This window comes from Dehalobacter restrictus DSM 9455, assembly GCF_000512895.1.
Classification (GTDB): domain Bacteria; phylum Bacillota; class Desulfitobacteriia; order Desulfitobacteriales; family Syntrophobotulaceae; genus Dehalobacter; species Dehalobacter restrictus.
On sequence record NZ_CP007033.1, the window covers coordinates 477888 to 498321 of the forward strand.

A 20434-nucleotide genomic window follows, 5' to 3' on the forward strand; every position below is an offset into this window, starting at 1 on the left:
TTAGGGGGCTAATGAATGAAAGCAATCGTTTCGGTAGATCAAAACTGGGGTATTGGCTATAAAGGAGACCTGCTGCTGAAAATTCCGGAAGATATGAAGTTTTTTAAGCAGATGACTGTTGGCAAGGTCGTGGTCATGGGCAGAGGAACCTATGAATCATTGCCGGGAAAAGAGCCCTTAAAGGGCAGAACGAATATTATCCTGAGCACAAACAAGGATTTTCAGGATGAAAGATTTATTATCTGTCATTCTCTGGAGGACCTGCTTCAGGAGCTGAAAAAATACCCTTCGGACGATATCTGTGTGATTGGCGGAGAATCACTTTTTCAGCTGCTCATGCCCTATCTGAATGAACTGTATGTAACAAAAATCAGGCACACATTCCCTGCGGATAAGCATCTTAGGAATGTCGATGAAGATGACAACTGGAAAGTCGAGTCTGAAGGTGAATTGCAAACTTATAATGACATTCAGTACAGTGTTGTAAAATATATAAGAAAGTGAACGTCGTAATATACAAATTTTAAAGGTTAGTATGCTTACAATAAACTTTCGGAAGGGGAAACCGGCATTGGAAGAAAATATTGTGTGCGGGCGCAACGCTGTGACCGAACTGATCAAATCCGGGAATCCGGTGAATAAAGTGCTGATCAAAAATGAAAAGGGGCAGGGAAGAAATTCGGACATACTGCATCTACTTAAAGCGCGCGGCATACCGTACCAATTTGTGGAGAATACTGTCCTGGACAAATATACTGCCGGAGAAAAGCATCAGGGAGTGGTGGCATTTGCTGCTGCCAAAGAATATGCAGAACCATCCGATATTTTGGAGATAGCAAGGCAAAGAGGGGAAGATCCATTTATCCTTGTTCTGGATGAGATCGAGGATCCGCATAATTTAGGGGCTCTTCTTCGAACTGCCGATGCAGCGGGTGTTCATGGGGTGATCATTCCCAAAAGAAGAAGTGCCGCACTCACGCCAGCTGTCGGCAGAACGTCGGCCGGAGCTGTGGAATATGTGCCTGTGGCCAGAGTAAGCAACCTTGTCCAGACACTTAAATATCTCAAAGAAGAGGGCTGCTGGGTATCCGGTGCGGAAGCAGGCGGCAAAGATATCTATCAGGCGGAACTGAAAGGGCCAAGGGTCGTCGTCATTGGCGGAGAGGATAAGGGACTCGGGAGACTGATCCGGGAAACCTGCGATGAAATTATATCCTTGCCAATGTATGGCAGAATTTCATCTTTGAATGCCAGCGTAGCCGGATCCATTATCATGTATGAGGTCCGGAGACAGAGAAATCAGACTTAATCTGCCATATCCCGCCAATCTTCATCTTGACGCTATTTGTGCATTTCAGGTATAATTGTTTTGTTATAAGCATATAATGGAGGCTTCAGCGTTACCTTCGTGAATCGGTTTCGGGAGGGATGGACTTGACTTACAGTATCCAGACAGAGATTCCAGAAGAATTCGAGGCTAATGAATACATAGCGGATGAGGAACTAGTTGAGTTAGCAAAGATCGGTGACGCAGAAGCTCAGGAGTACTTAATCAATAAGTACAAGAATTTTGTCAGGGCAAAAGCCAGATCGTATTTCTTGATCGGCGCGGATAGGGAAGATATCATTCAAGAAGGCATGATTGGACTGTATAAAGCAATTCGTGACTTCCGTGGGGACAAGCTCTCCTCTTTCAGAGCATTTGCCGAGTTATGCATAACTCGGCAGATCATTACAGCAATCAAGACGGCTACCAGACAAAAGCATATTCCGCTCAATTCGTACGTATCACTGAACAAACCTATTTACGATGAGGATTCCGACAGGACGCTCTTGGATGTTATTTCTGGAAATAAGATCACGGATCCCGAGGAACTAATCATCAGCAGGGAAGAATTTGACGATATTGAAGAAAAAATGGGCGAGATTTTAAGTTCGCTCGAATGGGAAGTGCTGATGTCCTATCTTGAAGGCAAATCTTATCAGGAGATTGCCGTTGATCTCGACAGGCATGTCAAATCCATTGACAATGCACTGCAGCGGGTCAAGCGAAAGTTGGAAAGGTATCTGGAGCACAGAGGGGCCTAAAATTCCATACAATATGAATAGAATCACACACTCTGTTTTGTAAATTATTCCAGAAAAAAAACACTTTTTTTTGTTGACAAGTGGCCGTAATCTTTGATACAATACGTTGGTGTCCAATGCCGATGTAGCTCAATTGGTAGAGCAGCTGATTTGTAATCAGCAGGTTGCGGGTTCGAGTCCCATCGTCGGCTCCAATTGAAATGGGTAGGTGGCCGAGTGGTTAAAGGCGGCAGACTGTAAATCTGTTCCGAAAGGTACGGTGGTTCGAATCCATCCCTGCCCACCATTCTATAATTGGAGATATCGAGCTGGAACTTTATTTAACATCGCGGGGTGGAGCAGTGGTAGCTCGTCGGGCTCATAACCCGAAGGTCGTCGGTTCAAATCCGGCCCCCGCAACCAAAGAAAATTAAAGCCTTAGACAAATGTCTAAGGCTTTTGTATTGTATCCTAGTGATTCCTACAAACTGAATTTTTAAACCACAAAAACCCATTTTCTTGTTCCTCCTTTATTTATTCATCAGACTTACATAGGCACTCAGTTCAATATCATCAATCAGGAAATTTACGACAATCGATTTTGGCACGGGTAGGGTCGCCTCACCGTTCTCGCTGATCATAAGGGTCGGAGGCGAGATATCCAGATCAGTGATACCAATTTTTGTGAACTGCGTGCACGTATTAGCACAGACCATATTTCCCATTTCAGAAATTGCGCTTCTGGCCATAGCATCCAGTTCAGCCACCGGCATACCCATCATCATTTTAGAGGCAAACTTTTTGGCAGCTTCAATATCCATCCCGAATAGGATCGCGCCTTTCACTGTTCCGAAAAGTGAGATATTCAGAAGAATACCGTTGTACTGAAAGGCCGCTTCTATTTTGGATACCTTGCGCCGTTCGACCGACTGGAAGCCGAGCTGCGGCAGAACTTCTGTAAAAGCAGTCAGAAGAGGATTAATGATACTTACATCCATATACTCGACCCCTTCTTAAAACCAACACCTAGGAAAATATTCCCGAAGTTGGTTCCTGCCGTCACGGCATCCATTTTAAGATTCGGACTCATAATTTCGGTCCCGGTACCGTAAAACAGACTGGGTGGAGAAACGCTCAGACTATAAGTTTTATCGGACTTATTCAGCATCGAGCAGGCAACTCCGGCAATAATATTGGCCAATTCGGCAACCATGGACAATACCTCTTCACGGTTTCTATGAGCGCGTTTCAGGAGCATCTCAACAATTCTTTCCGCTGTCTCCATCGACATATCTAAGATCATAGATCCGGAGTGGCGGCCGATCAGCCCGATAACAGCTGTAATTCCCTGGGATAAGTAATGGTCTCCAAAATTTTCGTATGAAGCAAAAGAAACGGGTGATTTGGTCATCCGGGCAATATTCTGGGTTAGAGATTCCTTAAAGGTTTCCAGACCATAGGCAAGCAGATGGTCATAATGAATATCCGGTGCCATAACGTTGTTGATCATCTGGACCAGGTAGTCGCTGTCAACAGGTTTTTGAATGTATCCGGAAATCCCGATGCGGCGCGCTTCAACTTCCGATTCTTCATCTTTCATCGAGCTGACAAGAATAATCTTTGCATTGGGGTCTTTTACAAAAAGGGCACGGCTGCACTCAAATCCGTCCATATCCGGCATAACAATATCCATCGTTACGACATCGGGTCTGCACCGTTCATATGTTTCGATTAAGCTGTCGTAGGAATCGGCTTCCCCGACGACTTCCAAGCCGCTGTCGCGAAGTATTTCCACAATGAGTGTTCTTGAAAACAGAGAGTCGTCAACGACCATTACTTTTATTGCACTCACTTTTTCGGATTACCCCCATTCAATGCCAGTACTAAGGTACTAGTCAATATGCACTCTAAATTATAGCAAGTAATTTTTGGGATTGCTATCATTGATATGGGGTTATCAATAAATAGAACAAATTTAACCGGTCTAATTCAAAAACAAAGCCAGGCTGTTGCCTGGCTGCTATTTTTTGGATCTATTCATACTCTCTTTTTTTATCCAGGGCTTCGTCCCGGATTTCCGCCCTCATTCCGTTTAGCGCATCACGCCTCCGTTCGTTCTTCTCTTTCAGATCTTTCTTACTTTTAGGATCATCAGTTTTCGCAATCATTTCATCAGCAAGCTCCATATTCTGGATCGTGTGATTAATATTTTTTTGGATTCTGTCGGCATTATCCCTGCGGTCATCCGGATTGTGTTTCATTAATACTGTTCCTCCTTTGGTCTGCACTTAAAAAAATTTGTTGCAAGTATATTGTTTGAGGAGTGAACAAGTCTTATACCATAAAATTTTAAAGCAGTTTCTTTACATTGTATAAAGATCTTAAAACCAGCCAGTTCTGGGGAAAATATCTTCCGATCGTCCAGTAGCTTATGCCCCCGATCCGAAATTCTTTGGCCAGGGTCAGTTTGGCATAGATGCTTCGGGCATCTTCAAACCATACTTCGTGCTTTTTGCTGGCATCGTCGTAGTAGGTAAAATACGGAGACTGCGCTGTTGAATCATAATGGATTGCTATCTTTTCAGTTCTGGCCAGATCTACCGCCCCGCTGTTGGAGACTGTTCTGGCGGCAGTACCGGAAACGTATGGAAGGGTCCAGTCATAGCCATAATTGGGGATACCCATAAAGATTTTCTGTCTCGGAATAGCCGACACCGCATAGGTCAATACTTTGCGCACTTCATTTACAGGAGCGACTGCTTTGGGTGGGCTGTAGGTGTAGCCCCATTCATAGGTCATTAGGATGACGTGGTTGGCCAGAGCCCCGTGAACAGGATAGTCATGGGCTTCGTATAGCAGACCTTTTTGATCGGCAGTCAGCTTAGGAGCGAGAGCTGTCGTCACAGGATAGCCTAAAGGGCGGAGCGTATTAACGATCCTTCGGAGAAAGTTGTTATAGTTTTCCCGGTCGGATGGATAGATATATTCAAAATCAATATCGAGGCCGTAATAGTTTTTTTCTCTCAGCGTTCTGATAACCTGACTGATTAAAGTATTCTGAGCAGTCTGGTTCGTCAGGATGGATCTGGCCAGCGTACTGTTGAAGCTTCCGCCCTGCTGGATATTCGTAATGACCATTAGTGGAGCTGTCTGGGCTTCTCTTGCTGCCTGAATCAGCGGTTCATCCGGAATCGTATTCAGGGTGCCGTCCGCGTTGACCTGATAACTGAAGATACTAAGATATGTAAGATGGCGAAGGCTTTTTCGGAGAATGTCTCTGTTAATATTCGGAAAGGCATACCCGTTCACTTCTATCGTTCCATAGCTGGCAGCTGCTGCCGGAATCGCAATAGTCTGACCGGCATAGATACGGCTCGGATCTGTTATCCGTGGATTGGCGGCGAGTAAAGCATTCACCGTTACTCCGTGTTTTTGGGCAATCAGATAAAGCGACTCACCGGCGGTAACCGTATGTGTCCCGCTACTTTCCAGAATGACCAGCGTCTGCCCGACAACCAGCTGATTTGGATTGGTCAGTTCATTATCCGCAATTATTTTCTGGGGTGAGACCCCGTATTTGCGGGCAATGGAATAGATGCTCTGTCCTGAGCTTACAACATGAATTTTCAAGAAACACACTTCCTTTTTCATACTGTATGCTTCAGAGAAAAAAGAAGTGTTTGGGTGCGGGTTTATTATTCGGGACAGGTTGTGTTATCATAAGACAATAAACACAAGGAATAAACCTTAAGGAGCTGTGGAATGAATATCGGAGCCAGGACGTTAAAGACAAGTCTCGCTGTGGCAGTCAGTGTTTATATCTGTATCCTTTTGGATATTGAGCCATCTTTGTTTGCTGCGACATCGGCAGTGGTTTGTATGCAGCAATCACTCGGAAGAAGTTTTCGAAATGCGCTCGAAGAAATTATGGTAAACATCATTGCAATTATTGTGGCTGTGGCGATCGGACTGGCCATACCGCTGCAGTTTCTGAGTATGGCACTTGCAACGATCGTTCTGATCATCATATTTACGACAGTGATTAAAGTGCCAAACCAGATCGTACTGGCGGTCATTTCAGCTATTTTTATCCTGGCTTCTCCACAGGAGCAGTTTTTGTCCCATGCCGTTTCAAGGTCGCTGGCCATCCTTATCGGACTGGTGACAGCCAATGTGATCAATTTGACGATCGTACCTCCGCGTTACCAAAAAGTGCTTGAGGATAAACTGATTGAACTAAATAATTTTGCTGTCCGGATGTTTGTCGATGCAGTGAACCGGTATCTATACCTGAACCTGGCTTCCGAAGAAGAAATGCATAAAAATAAAGCGGAATTCAACAGCTTGTTTCAGGAAGCTGAGAATTTGTATGATTTATACCGCAAAGAGTGGAACGTTTTGTGGTTCGGTAAAAACAAGAAAGATCCCAAGGCCCGTAAACCATTATATAAGGAATATTTAAATTACAGCCGGGGCCTCTGGCAAAGATCGCAGGATTTGCTTTTTCTTGCCGCAGAACGAAAAACCCGCCGGGAGGAAGCCAATGATCCGGCGGTGAGTGCTGAATTTGAACATGTTTTTGAAATGCTGCACAATGTGATGTTCAGTGCAACAAGCTACAATCTGCAGCTTCAGAAGAAGGTCAAGGGAGAAGAGGCAGCTCAGTTTCCCGAATTACGTGTCTGGAGCAAACTGCACGCTATTTTGAATGAATGGCAGGAGAATACACCCTCGACAAGCTTTTACTATCATGCACTGATTGAATTGTCTGTTGTTACCTACAGCATTCGCTGGTTTGCGAAGGAGTCCTCCCGGCTGCTGAATCTGGAGATGGAAATGAGTGTCTGAAGAAGACTAGATGCAGCTTGATTTGATAGTATTGTAGGGTTTACAGCTGCAGGCCAAACAGTTTTCTGCCGTTTTCCCAGAGAATTTTCTGGTTTTCCTCTTTCGTCAGGCCAAGAGATAGGAAACGCTCAAGTTCGGCTTCGGGAGACCACATCGGGTAATCCGTGCCAAACAGGACTTTGTCAACACCATGGGAGCGGATAATTTCAACGGCTGTTTCTTTTTCTGTTAACATCAGGGAACTGGACGTATCGATGTAGACATTTCGTTTGAACAGGCTGTGGTCAAAATCATCCCACATACTCCAGCCACCCAGATGGGCTGCAATCACCACCAAATTAGGAAATATTTTCAGAATGTGGGCAAGTCTGTGCGGATTGGAGTAATCCGTGCGCGTATCTCCGACATGAAAAAGGATCGGCAATTTGCTTTCTGCTGCCTCGTATATAGGAAACAAAGATGGATTATCAATGTTATATTCCTGAAAATCCGGGTGAAGCTTTAAACCTTTTAAACCGAGTGAAAGTACCCGCTCGATTTCCAGTTGAGGATTAGGAAATTCAGGATGCATGGTGCCGAAGCCGACGAACCGCGAATCGGTGCAAACACCGGCAATGAAATCGTTGATTGACTCGACTTGTTCTGTTCTCGTAGCGGTGGAGGAAATCAAAAAGCGGTTGATCCCGACGCCTGCGCCGGAAGCGATCAGATCGGAGGCGGTTCCTTTTCCAGGCTCCATATCTTGAATAAGTTCGTCGTAGAAGGACAAGATGGAATTGACTGCCCTGGGAGCTACTTTTTGCGGAAAAATATGGGCATGGGCATCAAAAATGTTTGGATAATCTGGATTGGACATAAGACAGACCTCTAATTCTTTTTTATTTTCTAAGCACAGTTATGATATAATGAATAAATATCGACAATAATACAATCCTAATTCGTTCTGCCTATTTTGGCAAGAGAATTTCACAGTTTATTTGCGGCATACAAAGGAATCTTCCTTGACAAAGACTTTATTATTGTGTTAAATTATTCTGTGCGACTTGTAAAATATGCAGTTTAATGCCATTGCCGGGGGGGTGTTCCGAATGCGTGTTGCAATTACATTGGCTTGTACTGAGTGCAAAAACAGAAATTATCAGTCCAATAAGAATAAGAAAAATGACCCAGATCGTATAGAGATCAAAAAATATTGCAGAACTTGCAAAGCTCATACTGTTCATAAGGAAACAAAATAGTACGAACCGGAAGAATATTCCGTTAAGGATGTGAAAATATGGCAGTGGCAAAGAAAGCAGATACCACAGGTGCAAAAGGCGGCTTTCTTAATAGGTTTAAGAACCCCGGAAAACGGTTTGCTTTTTTTCGTGAGGTTGGGCTTGAGCTGAAAAAAGTACATTGGCCGACTCGTCAGACGTTGCTGACGTATACCGGTGTCGTGCTTGTTTCTGTGGCAATTGTTGCTTTGTTGATTTGGATTGTAGACAGTGGCTTGACTTACGCAATGACCAACTTGCTTGGTATTTAACAATTCATTTGACAATTGGATGAATCTTTCTTAGGAGGCTTTCGGTTAATGACGAAGAACTGGTATGTTATTCACACTTATTCCGGATATGAGAACAAGGTGAAAACAAATCTGGAAAAACGCGTGGAATCCATGAATATGGAGGATAAAATTTTTCGCGTTTTAGTTCCTATGGAAGACGAGATCGAAATAAAGAACGGCAAGAAAAAAATCTCCAAACGCAAGGTGTTTCCAGGTTACGTTTTAGTGGAGATGGACATGACTGACGACTCTTGGTATGTGGTCCGCAATACACCTGGGGTGACCGGGTTTGTAGGAAGCGGCAGCAAACCGATTCCGCTTCTGGATCCAGAGGTCGCTGTTATTTTACGCCAAATGGGACTCGAGAAAATCCGCACCAAGATTGACGTTGTTGTCGGGCAGTCTGTCCGGGTCATTTCCGGTCCGTTCAAAGACTTTATTGGTGTTGTGAAAGAGGTCCTCGAAGAAAAGCAAAAAGTCAGGGTCTCGGTTTCCATGTTTGGGAGAGAGACGCCGGTCGAACTCGAGTTTGGGCAAGTGGAAAAGCTTGACTAAATAGATATTCCACAGCAAGGAGGTGTAATTATGGCAAAGAAAGTTATTGGGCTGGTAAAATTGGCAATCACCGCAGGTAAGGCAAATCCGGCACCTCCGGTTGGTCCTGCTTTGGGTCAGCACGGTGTTAATATCATGGGCTTCTGCAAAGAATACAATGAAAGAACGAAGGATCAGGCTGGACTGATCATTCCTGCAGAGATTACGATTTATGAAGACCGTTCCTTTACTTTTGTTCTGAAGACTCCGCCGGCATCCGTATTGCTTAAGAAGGCAGCCAACATTCCGTCTGGTTCCGCTGTTCCGAACAAGCAAAAGGTTGCGAAAGTGACCAAAGATCAGGTTAGGGAAATTGCTGAACAAAAGATGAAAGACTTAAATGCAGCAAGCATTGAAGCTGCAATGCGTATGGTCGAAGGTACTGCGCGCAGTATGGGAATCGATATTGTTTGATTCCGTTGAACAATGTGGGAGGGTTTGGCCCGAAGACCACAAGGAGGTTAAAGAAAGATGCCAAAAAGAGGTAAGAAATACCTTGATGCTTTAAAAGCATTTGATAATCAGGCTGTGTTTGAGCCGGCCGAAGCAATTGGTGTTGTAAAAACCAATGCCAAAGCAAAATTTGATGAGACAGTTGAAGTTGCTTTCAAATTAGGAATCGATACCCGCCATGCTGATCAGCAGATCCGCGGAGCGGTTGTTCTTCCACATGGAACAGGCAAAACTTTAAGTGTACTTGTTTTTGCCAAGGGAGACAAAGCCAAGGAAGCCGAAGCTGCCGGCGCTGATTTTGTCGGAGCTGAAGAAATGGTTGAGAAAATTCAACAAGGTTGGTTTGGTTTTGACGTTGCTGTAGCGACACCGGATATGATGGGTACTGTCGGTAAGCTGGGTAAGCTTTTGGGACCTAAGGGCCTCATGCCGAACCCGAAGACCGGAACTGTATCGTTTGATGTCGAAAGAGCAGTTAAAGAGATTAAAGCCGGTAAAGTGGAATACAGGGCTGATAAAGCCGGTATTATCCATGTACCGATCGGCAAGGTTTCTTTTGATCAGGATAAGCTGATGGACAACTACAAAACCATTGCCGAAGTTGTCACAAAAGCAAAACCTGCAGCTGCCAAAGGACAGTATGTCCGTAGCGTAACGGTATCTTCCACCATGGGACCAGGAGTGAAAATCAATCCTTTGAAAATTGTCTAAAGACTTTTTAAGGGCTGAGATATACCCGACTAGACTGAAAAAAATTAATAAATTTTCCGCTGTAGAAAGCAGGCGCTTTATTGAGCTTAATATCCTGCCGAGGTGGAGACAAGATCGTCTTTTGAAGACATGAAAGACATTAATAATCTTGCCTCTGCGCCCAGCAGAGGCTTGTTTATTGACAGCCATGGATGGCAACGAAACGCATACGACAGTATGCGTTCGGAAGGAGGTGTGTGTATGCCAAATTTTGAAGAGAAGCAAAAAGTTGTTGAAGATATCAAACAGAAGTTTGAAGGTGCAAACGGAGTGATTCTGGCAGACTACAGAGGTCTGACGGTATCGCAGGTGACCAATTTGAGAGTAGAACTGCGCCAGGCTGGTATTGAATATCGCGTATTGAAAAATACAATGGTTCGCCGGGCTGCAGATGAAATCGGGATTACCGGTTTGGCTGAATTTCTGGAAGGTCCTACTGCTTTAGCCTTTTCTACAGATCCTGTTGCTCCTGCGAAGATTCTCAGTGAATTCAGCAAGAAAAACAAGAGCCTGACCATTAAGGCCGGGGTTCTTGACGGCAAGGTCATTAACGCTGAAAAAGTAAAAGATCTCGCAAATCTTCCGTCCAGAGAAGTTCTTCTTTCCCAGGTACTTGCTGGAATGCAAGGCCCGCTTCAAGGAATGGTCAATGTTCTGCAAGGGCCTATCCGCAAATTTGGTTATGCTTTGGAAGAAGTTCGTAAACTTAAAGAAGCCCAGGCATAGTCGAGGCATGGGATTCGATGCCCGAGGCCCGATACATGCGCGGACTCTGGGACTATCCAACATCTGACACGAAGATTTGGACGGTACCGGATGTTAACAGATCTAATGACTGGTCAAAACAAAAATAAAAAATATGTGAATTATTTTAAGGAGGATATTCTAATGTCCAAAACTGCTGAAATTTTAGAAGCCGTAAAAGGTATGACTGTTCTTGAGCTTGCTGAGCTCGTTAAAGCTTTCGAAGAAGAGTTTGGTGTAAGCGCTGCTGCTCCCGCAGCTGTTATGGCTGCCCCGGCAGCTGGTGCTGCTGCTCCTGTTGCTGAAGAGCAAACAGAATTTGATGTTATCCTGACCAGCGCTGGTGCTGCAAAGATCAACGTCATCAAAGTTGTCCGTGAAATCACTGGCCTGGGCTTAAAAGAAGCTAAAGATCTTGTTGACGGCGCACCGAAACCTGTCAAAGAAAAAATTGACCAAAGAAGAAGCTGAAGCCATCAAAGCTAAACTTGTTGAAGCTGGTGCCGGCGTAGACGTAAAATAATCTGAAACAAAAATGTACCGCAGACTGAACCGGCCATGCTTAAGCCGGTTCAGTTTTTATTTGACGCCGGGTGCTCGCGGATGTCAAATGTGTTCTGAACCAGACTAATGGAATGTAGAAACAGGCAAAAAATATCTAAATGCCTTTAACTTTTTGGAATTTAATATATAATAATAGATATTTAACCTATAATGCCAGAAAAATGTTGCAGGAATGATGATTAGTAAATAAAATATACTTGACAAATATCGGTATACTTGTTAGGATTAATAACTGTCACTGTGATCTTAAGCTAAGACAAACCAATAAAGTTGGGAGATAATAGTGTGGATGTATTGCATCTCATGTGAGGCAGCTCCATAAACATTGAAGCGAGGTTTTTTCCCAAAAGCCTTGCTTTTGGTTGTTTATGCCTATCTGCTCTTTGCTTTTTGGTGTTTGGATAGTAATGGATATTTGTATTAAGGTATTCGCAAACAATTATAATTATTTCTTGATTATCTAGTTTTCTGTTGGAACGATCAGGAAAAAACACTGGAAGGGTGAAACGGCATGGTGAATCCTATCAAAGTTGGAACAAGAGAACGGGCAAGTTATGCGAGGCTTCGGGAAGTTCTGGATATGCCCAACTTAATCGAAATTCAACAGAATTCCTACGAGTGGTTTCTGAAGGAAGGGCTGCGCGAAATGTTTCGCGACATTTCCCCAATTCAGGATTTTACCGGAAATCTGGTTTTGGAATTCATAGACTACAGCCTCGGCGATCCAAAATATGAGGTCGAGGAATGTAAAGAACGTGATGTTACGTTTGCAGCGCCTCTCAGAGTCAAAGTACGCCTTATTAATAAGGAAACAGGAGAGGTTAAAGAGCAGGAAGTATTCATGGGGGACTTTCCCCTGATGACCGATAAAGGCACCTTCATTATTAATGGTGCGGAACGTGTTATTGTCAGTCAGTTGGTAAGATCACCCGGCGTTTATTATTCTGAAACAATCGACACCAGCGGTAAAAAGCTTTACGGCGCAACGATTATTCCGAACCGCGGTGCCTGGCTGGAATTTGAGACAGATATTAATGATAATATTTTTGTCCGGGTTGACAGAACCCGTAAACTACCGGCTACTGTACTGATCAGAGCCCTAGGCTATTCAACCAATGGCCGGATTCTCGAAGCGTTCGCTGACAATGAGAACGTTAAAATTACGCTGGAAAGAGACAATACGGAATCAACAGAAGAAGCGCTGGTTGAGATTTATAAACGTCTTCGTCCTGGAGAACCGCCTACGGTGGAGAGTGCCCGCAGTCTTCTGGAATCCTTGTTCTTTGATCCTAGAAGATATGATCTGGCAAAAGTAGGTCGTTATAAGCTGAATAACAAACTGGGTTTGGATATTCCCAAAAACATACGGCATTTGACACCTGAGGACATCATCGCATCGATTTCTCGGATGCTTAAAATAATCAATGGTGAAGGACATATTGATGATATTGATCATCTTGGTAACAGACGTTTGCGTTCGGTTGGCGAGCTTCTTCAGAATCAGTTTAGAATCGGTCTCTCCCGTATGGAGAGAGTGGTAAGAGAAAGAATGACGATTCAGGACATTGAGGGAATTACGCCTCAGGTACTGATCAATATACGTCCAGTCGTGGCCGCGATTAAAGAGTTTTTTGGCAGCAGCCAGTTGTCGCAGTTTATGGACCAGACCAATCCGCTGGCCGAGCTCACGCATAAACGCCGTCTCAGCGCGCTGGGACCTGGCGGTTTAAGCAGAGAGAGAGCCGGATTTGAAGTGCGTGACGTGCATCATTCCCACTATGGCCGGATGTGCCCGATTGAAACGCCTGAAGGTCCAAACATTGGTTTGATTGGTTCACTCAGCACATATGGCCGCATTAATGAGTATGGCTTTATTGAGGCACCTTACCGCAAAGTAGAAAATGGCAAAGTGACGGATGAGATCCATTACTTAACAGCTGATGAAGAGGAAAAATATATTATTGCCCAGGCCAATGCCGCGGTTGGTGAAAATGGGGAGTTTTTAAGCGAAAAGATCGAAGCGCGCCACGGTGAAGATTTCGTCCTGGTTCCGCCGGTAAACATTCAGTATATGGACGTATCGCCGAAGCAGATGGTATCGATTGCCACCGCCTTGATTCCATTCCTCGAGCATGACGATGCTAACCGTGCTCTGATGGGTTCCAACATGCAGCGCCAGGCTGTGCCTCTACTCAAAACAGATGCGCCGTATATTGGCACCGGCATGGAGTATAAGGCTGCTGTTGATTCCGGTGTTTGTCTGGTTTCTCCAAAAGAAGGAACTGCTTTACGGGTTACTTCCGATGAGATCATCATTCAAAACAATGATGGTACAACAACCCGGAATAGACTTTTGAAATACACGCGCAGCAACCAGGGAACCTGTATCAATCAGAAACCGATTGTTGTCAAAGGCCAGAGAATCGATGCTGGTCAGGTAATTGCCGACGGCCCGTCAACAGATAACGGTGAACTTGCCCTCGGGCGAAACGTTCTGGTAGCGTTTATGCCCTGGGAAGGATACAACTATGAGGATGCTATTCTGATCAGCGAGAAGCTGGTTAAAGAAGATTATTTTACGTCCATTCATATTGAGGAATACGAAGCAGATGCCCGGGATACCAAACTTGGGCCTGAAGAGATTACCAGAGATATTCCAAACGTCGGAGAAGATGTTTTGAAAGATCTTGACGAACGTGGTATTATCCGGATCGGTGCCGAAGTGCGCCCTGGAGATATCTTAGTGGGCAAGGTTACTCCGAAAGGGGAAACGGAGCTTACGGCTGAAGAACGCCTGCTAAGAGCAATCTTTGGTGAGAAAGCCAGAGAAGTCAGGGATACTTCTTTACGTGTTCCGCATGGCGAGGCCGGAAAAGTTGTTGATGTTAAAGTATTTAAGCGTGAGAACGGCGATGAACTGGCCCCTGGGGTCAACCAACTCGTAAGAGTCTATATTGCCCAGAAACGTAAGATATCCGTCGGCGATAAAATGGCAGGAAGACACGGAAACAAAGGGGTTATTTCCAGAATTATGCGCCAGGAGGATATGCCCTTTATGCCGGACGGCACGCCGATTGAAATCGTTCTGAACCCGCTCGGTGTTCCATCCCGTATGAATATCGGACAGGTTCTGGAAACCCATCTTGGTTGGGCGGCGAAAGCACTGGGCATGTATATTGCCACACCGGTTTTTGACGGAGCCAGAGAAGATGATGTCTTTGATACCTTGAGAAAGGCCGGACTTCCCGGACATGGAAAATCCGTTCTTTATGACGGCCGTACCGGTGAGCCTTTTGATAATGAAGTTACTGTTGGCTACATGTATATGCTGAAACTTCACCATCTTGTTGATGACAAGATCCATGCCCGTTCTACAGGGCCGTACTCGCTGGTCACCCAGCAGCCGCTCGGCGGGAAAGCGCAGTTCGGTGGTCAGCGCTTCGGTGAGATGGAAGTTTGGGCACTTGAAGCTTATGGCGCATCGTTTACGCTGCAGGAGATACTTACCGTTAAGTCCGATGATGTGGTAGGTAGGGTCAAGACCTACGAAGCAATTGTCAAAGGTGAGAATATTCCTGAGCCGGGTGTGCCAGAATCGTTTAAGGTACTCATCAAGGAATTGCAGAGCCTTGGACTTGATGTTTCCGTACTTTCGGAAGAAGATCAGGAAATTGAAATTAAGGATCTGGATGATGATGTCACAGAAGTTGCCCATGAACTGGGAATGGATGATCAGTATTCCGTGATTGATGCCAATGACGAAAGCGGCATTGGCTATGATAATGAAGATGAGACTCTTGATGAAGATTTGGATGGCGATTTGAATGACAAAACTGAAGATTTCCCTGTCCTGAGTGTTCCCGAGTCTGACCTTGGTAATGATCTTGTTAATGATCTGGACAATGATTTCAGCGACAACATGGATGATGATTTTGATCCGGATTACAAGTAAAGTGTGCGTTTAGATCGAGAAAGCTTGATGGGCGAAAGGAGAGAATACCGTGCTTGATGTGAATAATTTTGAGAGGATGCGTATCGGGTTGGCTTCTCCGGAGATGATCCGCAAATGGTCCTATGGGGAAGTAAAAAAACCTGAAACCATTAATTACCGCACCTTAAAGCCCGAAAGAGAAGGCCTTTTCTGTGAAAAAATATTTGGCCCTACCCGTGACTGGGAGTGCCACTGCGGTAAATATAAGAGAGTCCGTTATAAAGGCATTATTTGTGACCGATGCGGTGTTGAAGTAACGAGGTCTAAAGTCCGCCGCGAGAGAATGGGACATATTGAGCTGGCTGCGCCGGTTTCCCATATCTGGTACTTCAAAGGGATTCCGAGCAGAATGGGGCTTCTGCTGGACATGTCACCACGTTCCCTGGAAAAAGTTCTATATTTTGTCGCGTATATCGTTGTTGATCCAAAGGATACCTCCCTGATGAAAAAACAGCTTCTTACCGAGACAGAATACCGGGAGGCCAGGGAAAAATACGGCAGTGGCTTCAAGGCGGAGATGGGTGCTGAGGCCATCAAGGCGTTATTAACCGAGATTGATCTGGATAAACTGAACGAAGAACTTCGCACCGAGCTTAAGGAAGTGTCCGGTCAGCGGAAAATCAGGGCGATCAGACGTCTGGAAGTTGTCGAAGCATTTAAACAGTCCGGAAACAGTCCGGAATGGATGGTTCTTGATGCGATCCCGGTTATTCCACCAGAACTGCGGCCGATGGTTCAGCTGGATGGCGGAAGGTTTGCAACCTCCGACCTGAATGATCTGTACCGCAGGGTTATTAATAGAAATAACAGGCTGAAAAAGCTTCTTGACCTTGGCGCTCCTGATATTATTGTCCGGAACGAAAAAAGAATGCTTCAAGAAGCTGTTGACGCACTGATTGACAATGGCCGTCGCGGACGGCCGGTTACCGGACCCGGCAACAGGCCGCTAAAATCGTTGAGTGATATGCTGAAAGGCAAGCAGGGAAGATTCCGTCAGAACCTTTTAGGAAAACGTGTTGACTATTCCGGCCGTTCTGTTATCGTTGTAGGGCCGACACTGAAGCTTTCCCAGTGCGGGTTGCCGAAAGAGATGGCGATTGAGCTGTTTAAGCCTTTCGTGATGAAAAACTTAGTTAATGAGGGTTATGCCCATAATATTAAAAGCGCCAAGCGAATGGTGGAAAGGGTAAGACCGGAAGTATGGGATGTCCTGGAAAAAGTCATTGCTGAGCATCCAGTGCTCCTGAACCGTGCCCCAACGCTGCACAGACTTGGAATTCAGGCTTTTGAGCCTATCCTTGTCGAAGGTAAGGCTCTGCAGATTCACCCGCTCGTTTGTACGGCTTACAATGCCGACTTCGATGGGGACCAGATGGCGGTTCACGTGCCGCTTTCCGCTGAGGCCCAGTCTGAAGCTCGGCTGCTGATGCTGTCTGCGCACAATATCCTGAACCCGAAAGACGGACGCCCGGTAGCTTCACCAACCAAAGATATGGTTCTGGGCTGCTACTATCTGACAATGGAAAGACCTGGAGCCCTTGGTGAAGGCAAGATCTTCAAGGATCTGGATGAAGCGGTTCTGGCGTACAATTCCAAAGCTGTCCATCTTCAAGCCTTGATCAAGGTGCGCAAGGATGGAAAACTTCTGGAGACAACGACAGGAAGACTCATTTTCAATACCGTTATTCCTGAAGAAGCCGGTTATATAAACGAAATGGTCACTAAGAAGTCTTTAGATAAAATTGTTGCCAAGACTTACCGTTTTTGCGGTTACGAGAAGACAGCCTTATTGCTGGACGGAATAAAAAATCTAGGCTTTAAGTTTTCGACACGAGCCGGAGTCACGGTCGGTATTGACGATATCCAGGTTCCCGAAGTCAAGAGAACGATTCTGGCCGAGGCGGATATTGCTGTTGCCAAGACCGAACAGCAGTACCGACGCGGTCTCATTACCGATGAAGAGCGCAAGATCCTTGTTATCGAAATCTGGACTAAAGCCAATGATTCCGTAACGAAAGCTTTGATGGAATCACTGGATAAGTTTAATCCGGTTTATATGATGGCCAATTCCGGAGCGCGTGGTAATATTCAGCAGCTGCGTCAGCTGGCAGGGATGCGCGGACTGATGGCAGACCCGTCAGGCCGAACGATTGAACTGCCTATTAAAGCCAACTTCCGTGAAGGCCTGACTGTGTTGGAGTACTTTATCTCTTCGCACGGTGCGCGTAAAGGTTTGGCTGACACCGCACTCAGAACTGCCGACTCCGGGTATCTGACCCGCAGACTCGTCGATGTATCCCAGGATGTCATTGTCCGGGAGGATGATTGCGGCTCCGATAAAGGCATTATGGTCGAAGACATCAAGGAAGGCAGTGAAATGATCGAGAAACTGGAAGAACGTCTGGTAGGACGGTTCCTGGTAAGAGAGATCCGTCATCCTGAAACAGGCGAACTGCTGGCTTCTCCCGATTACGAAATCAGTGAAGAACAAGCTAAAGCGATTGCTGATGTTTATGACAAAGTTGAGATAAGGTCCGTGCTGAACTGTAAGACCCGTTACGGCGTTTGCAAGAAATGCTACGGCAGAAACCTTGCCACCGGACGTCAGGTTGAAATCGGCGAAGCAGTCGGCATTATCGCTGCCCAATCTATCGGTGAACCTGGAACCCAGCTTACGATGCGTACTTTCCACACCGGTGGTGTTGCCGGAGACGACATTACTCAGGGTCTGCCGAGGGTAGAGGAACTGTTTGAAGCACGCAAGCCCAAAGGCCAGGCGATTATCTCCGAAATCAGTGGCACAATTACGATTAGAGAAGTCAAAGGCCGCAGAGAAGTGGAAGTCACGAGCGAAACCGGGGAACAAGGAATCTATACCATACCGTTTGGTTCCCGCCTCAAAGTCAAGAATGGCCAGGTCATTTCCCCATGTGACGAATTGACCGAAGGCAGCATTAATCCTCATGATACGCTGAAGATCAAGGGAATAATCGGTGTACAGGTCTATCTGCTCGGAGAAGTGCAGCGGGTATACCGTCTGCAGGGCGTTGATATCAATGACAAGCATATCGAGGTGATGGTCCGGCAGATGCTCAGAAAAGTTAAGATAGAAGAAGCCGGAGACACCAGCCTTCTACCCGGTGGACTGATCGATATCTTCGAGTTTGAGGAGGAAAACGCGAAAGTCTTGCAGGAAGGCGGAGAACCTGCTGAATGCCGTCCGGTTCTGCTCGGAATTACCAAGGCTTCTCTCGCTACCGATTCCTTCCTCTCGGCAGCATCTTTCCAGGAGACAACCAGAGTACTCACGGAAGCTGCTATTAAAGGAAAAGTCGATCCGCTGATTGGCCTGAAAGAGAATGTCATCATCGGAAAACTAATCCCTGCTGGTACCGGGATGTCCAAATACCGCACCCTGAAGGTCACAGACAGCGGGGCCCTTCAGTCCAGGACTGAAGTCTAGAGCAATTGTGTTCTTGACATGGAAATAGGCTACTGCTAAAATAGTATAGTCTGATTTTAGAATAGGGGAGGAGAGCATTTTAAAATGCTTGATGAATCTATAAAAAAAACGCAAAGAGTTGTGGTTGGTTTTAAACAAACCAGCCGGGCGCTGGAGAAAGGCGAAGTCGGCAGTATTTATCTTGCCAAGGATGCAGATCAAAAGCTTCTTCGCCCGATCCTGGAGATGTGTGCTGTCAGACAAATTGAAATCAAGGAAGTTCCTACGATGACTGAATTGGGTAAAGCCTGTGGTATTAAAGTAGGTGCTGCAGTCGCAGCCATTCTGAATGACTAGGGTTCCTATAAACAGCTTTCTTGGTTGCCAAAAACCATCTGATTTTTGTAGAATAATTATTACAGGAAGGAGGTGCAGTTATGCCGACAATTCATCAGCTTATCCGCAAAGGGAGAGAAAAGGTTATTGCAAAATCGACCGCTCCTGCTCTGCAATGGGGACATAATTCACTGAAACGCAAGGATTTTCCTTCGGGTGGTTCTCCGCAAAAGAGAGGGGTATGTACGAGAGTGTATACCACAACACCTAAAAAACCGAATTCTGCTCTGAGAAAGGTAGCCCGTGTCCGCCTGACCAATGGCATTGAAATAACCACGTATATTCCTGGAATCGGCCATAACCTTCAGGAACACTCCGTAGTTCTGGTTCGTGGAGGCCGTGTTAAGGATCTTCCGGGCGTACGTTATCATATCGTTCGTGGGGCATTGGATACAACCGGTGTTCAAAACCGAAGTCAGGCTCGTTCCAAGTATGGGGCCAAGAGACCTAAGAAAAAATAATGTATAAGTATCGTAGCCTAAAATATGTTATATTTTGGCTGCACTCTAATTTTATTGCAGTGTTTTTAGAAAGGAGGAATACAGTTGCCCAGAAAAGGTTATATTGCGAAAAGAGAGATCCTGCCGGATCCAATCTATAAGAATAAGACCGTCACAAAATTTATCAACCAGATTATGCTTGATGGCAAAAAAGGTGTTGCTGAATCGAATTGCTATAATGCCTTTCAGATTATTCAAGATAAGACCGGTAAAGATCCGATCGAAGTATTTGAGACAGCATTAAAAAATGTTATGCCTGTATTAGAAGTCAAAGCACGCAGAGTCGGTGGCGCCAACTATCAGGTGCCGATCGAAGTACGTGTGGACCGTCGTCTGACCCTAGGCCTGCGCTGGCTGGTTGAGTATGCCCGTAAAAGGGGAGAAAAAACCATGCAGGAAAAACTGGCCGGAGAGCTAATGGATGCTGCCAACAATACTGGCGGTTCTTATAAGAAAAAAGAAGATACCCATAAAATGGCCGAAGCAAACAAGGCTTTTGCCCATTATCGCTGGTAATCACAATGATTAGCTTGGGG

Annotated in this window: 20 protein-coding genes, 3 tRNA genes, 1 pseudogene and 1 other annotated feature; of the genes and pseudogenes, 19 read left to right on the forward strand and 5 right to left on the reverse strand. The window is 45.5% G+C overall.

Translation table 11 applies throughout. The features are described from left to right. The first annotated feature begins 15 nt into the window (after positions 1-15). From DEHRE_RS02260 to DEHRE_RS02285, 6 genes are all read left to right on the forward strand, one after another. Positions 16-504 carry a dihydrofolate reductase gene (locus tag DEHRE_RS02260; RefSeq protein ID WP_019225196.1) on the forward strand — a complete coding sequence of 163 codons (489 nt, stop codon included), beginning with the start codon at positions 16-18 and terminating at the stop codon, positions 502-504. Between the two features lie 67 nt (positions 505-571). After that, positions 572-1309: a 23S rRNA (guanosine(2251)-2'-O)-methyltransferase RlmB gene (rlmB, locus tag DEHRE_RS02265; protein ID WP_019225197.1), complete on the forward strand. Its 738-nt coding sequence runs from the start codon at positions 572-574 to the stop codon at positions 1307-1309. Positions 1310-1428: 119 nt separating this feature from the next. Further along, entirely contained in the window at positions 1429-2088 is a 660-nt protein-coding gene (gene sigH / locus DEHRE_RS02270) for an RNA polymerase sporulation sigma factor SigH (protein WP_020491328.1), read from the forward strand. 118 nt (positions 2089-2206) lie between these two features. Continuing rightward, positions 2207-2282 (forward strand) — tRNA-Thr (locus tag DEHRE_RS02275). An 8-nt stretch (positions 2283-2290) separates the two neighbouring features. Continuing rightward, positions 2291-2374: transfer RNA gene (locus DEHRE_RS02280), tRNA-Tyr, on the forward strand. A 41-nt stretch (positions 2375-2415) separates the two neighbouring features. Further along, positions 2416-2490, forward strand: a tRNA-Met gene (locus DEHRE_RS02285). A 107-nt stretch (positions 2491-2597) separates the two neighbouring features. Here the strand turns inward: DEHRE_RS02285 and DEHRE_RS02290 are convergent. From DEHRE_RS02290 to DEHRE_RS02305, 4 genes are all read right to left on the reverse strand, one after another. After that, entirely contained in the window at positions 2598-3065 is a 468-nt protein-coding gene (locus tag DEHRE_RS02290; RefSeq protein ID WP_015043963.1) for a chemotaxis protein CheX, read from the reverse strand. Beyond that, positions 3056-3919 (reverse strand): response regulator, encoded by an 864-nt coding sequence (locus DEHRE_RS02295; protein ID WP_025205206.1) that lies wholly within the window; start codon positions 3917-3919, stop codon positions 3056-3058. Before DEHRE_RS02295 ends, DEHRE_RS02290 begins: the two co-directional genes overlap by 10 nt. 181 nt (positions 3920-4100) lie before the next feature. Then, positions 4101-4328, reverse strand: coding sequence for a small acid-soluble spore protein Tlp (gene tlp, locus DEHRE_RS02300; RefSeq protein ID WP_019225200.1), 228 nt, complete (start codon positions 4326-4328; stop codon positions 4101-4103). An 88-nt stretch (positions 4329-4416) separates the two neighbouring features. After that, on the reverse strand, positions 4417-5697 hold the full coding sequence (locus DEHRE_RS02305) for a LysM peptidoglycan-binding domain-containing protein (RefSeq protein WP_019225201.1): 1281 nt from the start codon (positions 5695-5697) through the stop codon (positions 4417-4419). A 132-nt stretch (positions 5698-5829) separates the two neighbouring features. Between DEHRE_RS02305 and DEHRE_RS02310 the strand changes: the two genes are divergently transcribed. Next, positions 5830-6915 carry an FUSC family protein gene (locus DEHRE_RS02310; RefSeq protein WP_019225202.1) on the forward strand — a complete coding sequence of 362 codons (1086 nt, stop codon included), beginning with the start codon at positions 5830-5832 and terminating at the stop codon, positions 6913-6915. A gap of 40 nt (positions 6916-6955) precedes the next feature. Here the strand turns inward: DEHRE_RS02310 and DEHRE_RS02315 are convergent, their stop codons facing one another. Further along, a complete protein-coding gene (locus DEHRE_RS02315) occupies positions 6956-7771 on the reverse strand; it encodes an amidohydrolase family protein (protein WP_019225203.1) in 816 nt (271 codons plus the stop codon). A gap of 232 nt (positions 7772-8003) precedes the next feature. Here DEHRE_RS02315 and rpmG point away from each other — a divergent pair, with 232 nt between their 5' ends. The 12 genes and pseudogenes from rpmG to rpsG all read left to right on the forward strand — a co-directional run bounded on the left by rpmG (position 8004) and on the right by rpsG (position 20414). Further along, a complete protein-coding gene (gene rpmG / locus DEHRE_RS02320) occupies positions 8004-8153 on the forward strand; it encodes a 50S ribosomal protein L33 (protein WP_015043957.1) in 150 nt (49 codons plus the stop codon). Between the two features lie 38 nt (positions 8154-8191). Further along, positions 8192-8443, forward strand: a complete 252-nt coding sequence (gene secE / locus DEHRE_RS02325; RefSeq protein WP_015043956.1) for a preprotein translocase subunit SecE — start codon at positions 8192-8194, stop codon at positions 8441-8443. 48 nt (positions 8444-8491) lie between these two features. Further along, complete coding sequence (nusG, locus tag DEHRE_RS02330) at positions 8492-9019, forward strand: transcription termination/antitermination protein NusG (RefSeq protein ID WP_019225204.1); 528 nt, start codon at positions 8492-8494, stop codon at positions 9017-9019. A 30-nt stretch (positions 9020-9049) separates the two neighbouring features. Next, on the forward strand, positions 9050-9472 hold the full coding sequence (rplK, locus tag DEHRE_RS02335) for a 50S ribosomal protein L11 (protein ID WP_015043954.1): 423 nt from the start codon (positions 9050-9052) through the stop codon (positions 9470-9472). A gap of 57 nt (positions 9473-9529) precedes the next feature. Then, complete coding sequence (gene rplA, locus DEHRE_RS02340) at positions 9530-10222, forward strand: 50S ribosomal protein L1 (RefSeq protein ID WP_015043953.1); 693 nt, start codon at positions 9530-9532, stop codon at positions 10220-10222. A 41-nt stretch (positions 10223-10263) separates the two neighbouring features. Then, positions 10264-10408: a sequence feature (ribosomal protein L10 leader region), on the forward strand. A gap of 54 nt (positions 10409-10462) precedes the next feature. Continuing rightward, on the forward strand, positions 10463-10987 hold the full coding sequence (rplJ, locus tag DEHRE_RS02345; protein WP_019225205.1) for a 50S ribosomal protein L10: 525 nt from the start codon (positions 10463-10465) through the stop codon (positions 10985-10987). A 162-nt stretch (positions 10988-11149) separates the two neighbouring features. Continuing rightward, positions 11150-11528: pseudogene (gene rplL / locus DEHRE_RS02350) on the forward strand (50S ribosomal protein L7/L12). 552 nt (positions 11529-12080) lie between these two features. After that, complete coding sequence (rpoB, locus tag DEHRE_RS02355) at positions 12081-15521, forward strand: DNA-directed RNA polymerase subunit beta (protein WP_019225207.1); 3441 nt, start codon at positions 12081-12083, stop codon at positions 15519-15521. Positions 15522-15570: 49 nt separating this feature from the next. Further along, a complete protein-coding gene (gene rpoC / locus DEHRE_RS02360; RefSeq protein WP_025205207.1) occupies positions 15571-19023 on the forward strand; it encodes a DNA-directed RNA polymerase subunit beta' in 3453 nt (1150 codons plus the stop codon). 84 nt (positions 19024-19107) lie between these two features. Beyond that, on the forward strand, positions 19108-19359 hold the full coding sequence (locus DEHRE_RS02365; protein WP_015043948.1) for a L7Ae/L30e/S12e/Gadd45 family ribosomal protein: 252 nt from the start codon (positions 19108-19110) through the stop codon (positions 19357-19359). An 80-nt stretch (positions 19360-19439) separates the two neighbouring features. Beyond that, positions 19440-19859, forward strand: coding sequence for a 30S ribosomal protein S12 (rpsL, locus tag DEHRE_RS02370; RefSeq protein ID WP_015043947.1), 420 nt, complete (start codon positions 19440-19442; stop codon positions 19857-19859). Between the two features lie 84 nt (positions 19860-19943). Continuing rightward, the gene (rpsG, locus tag DEHRE_RS02375) at positions 19944-20414 is read left to right on the forward strand and encodes a 30S ribosomal protein S7 (RefSeq protein WP_015043946.1); all 471 of its coding nucleotides are present in this window, start codon (positions 19944-19946) and stop codon (positions 20412-20414) included. Positions 20415-20434: the final 20 nt, after the last annotated feature.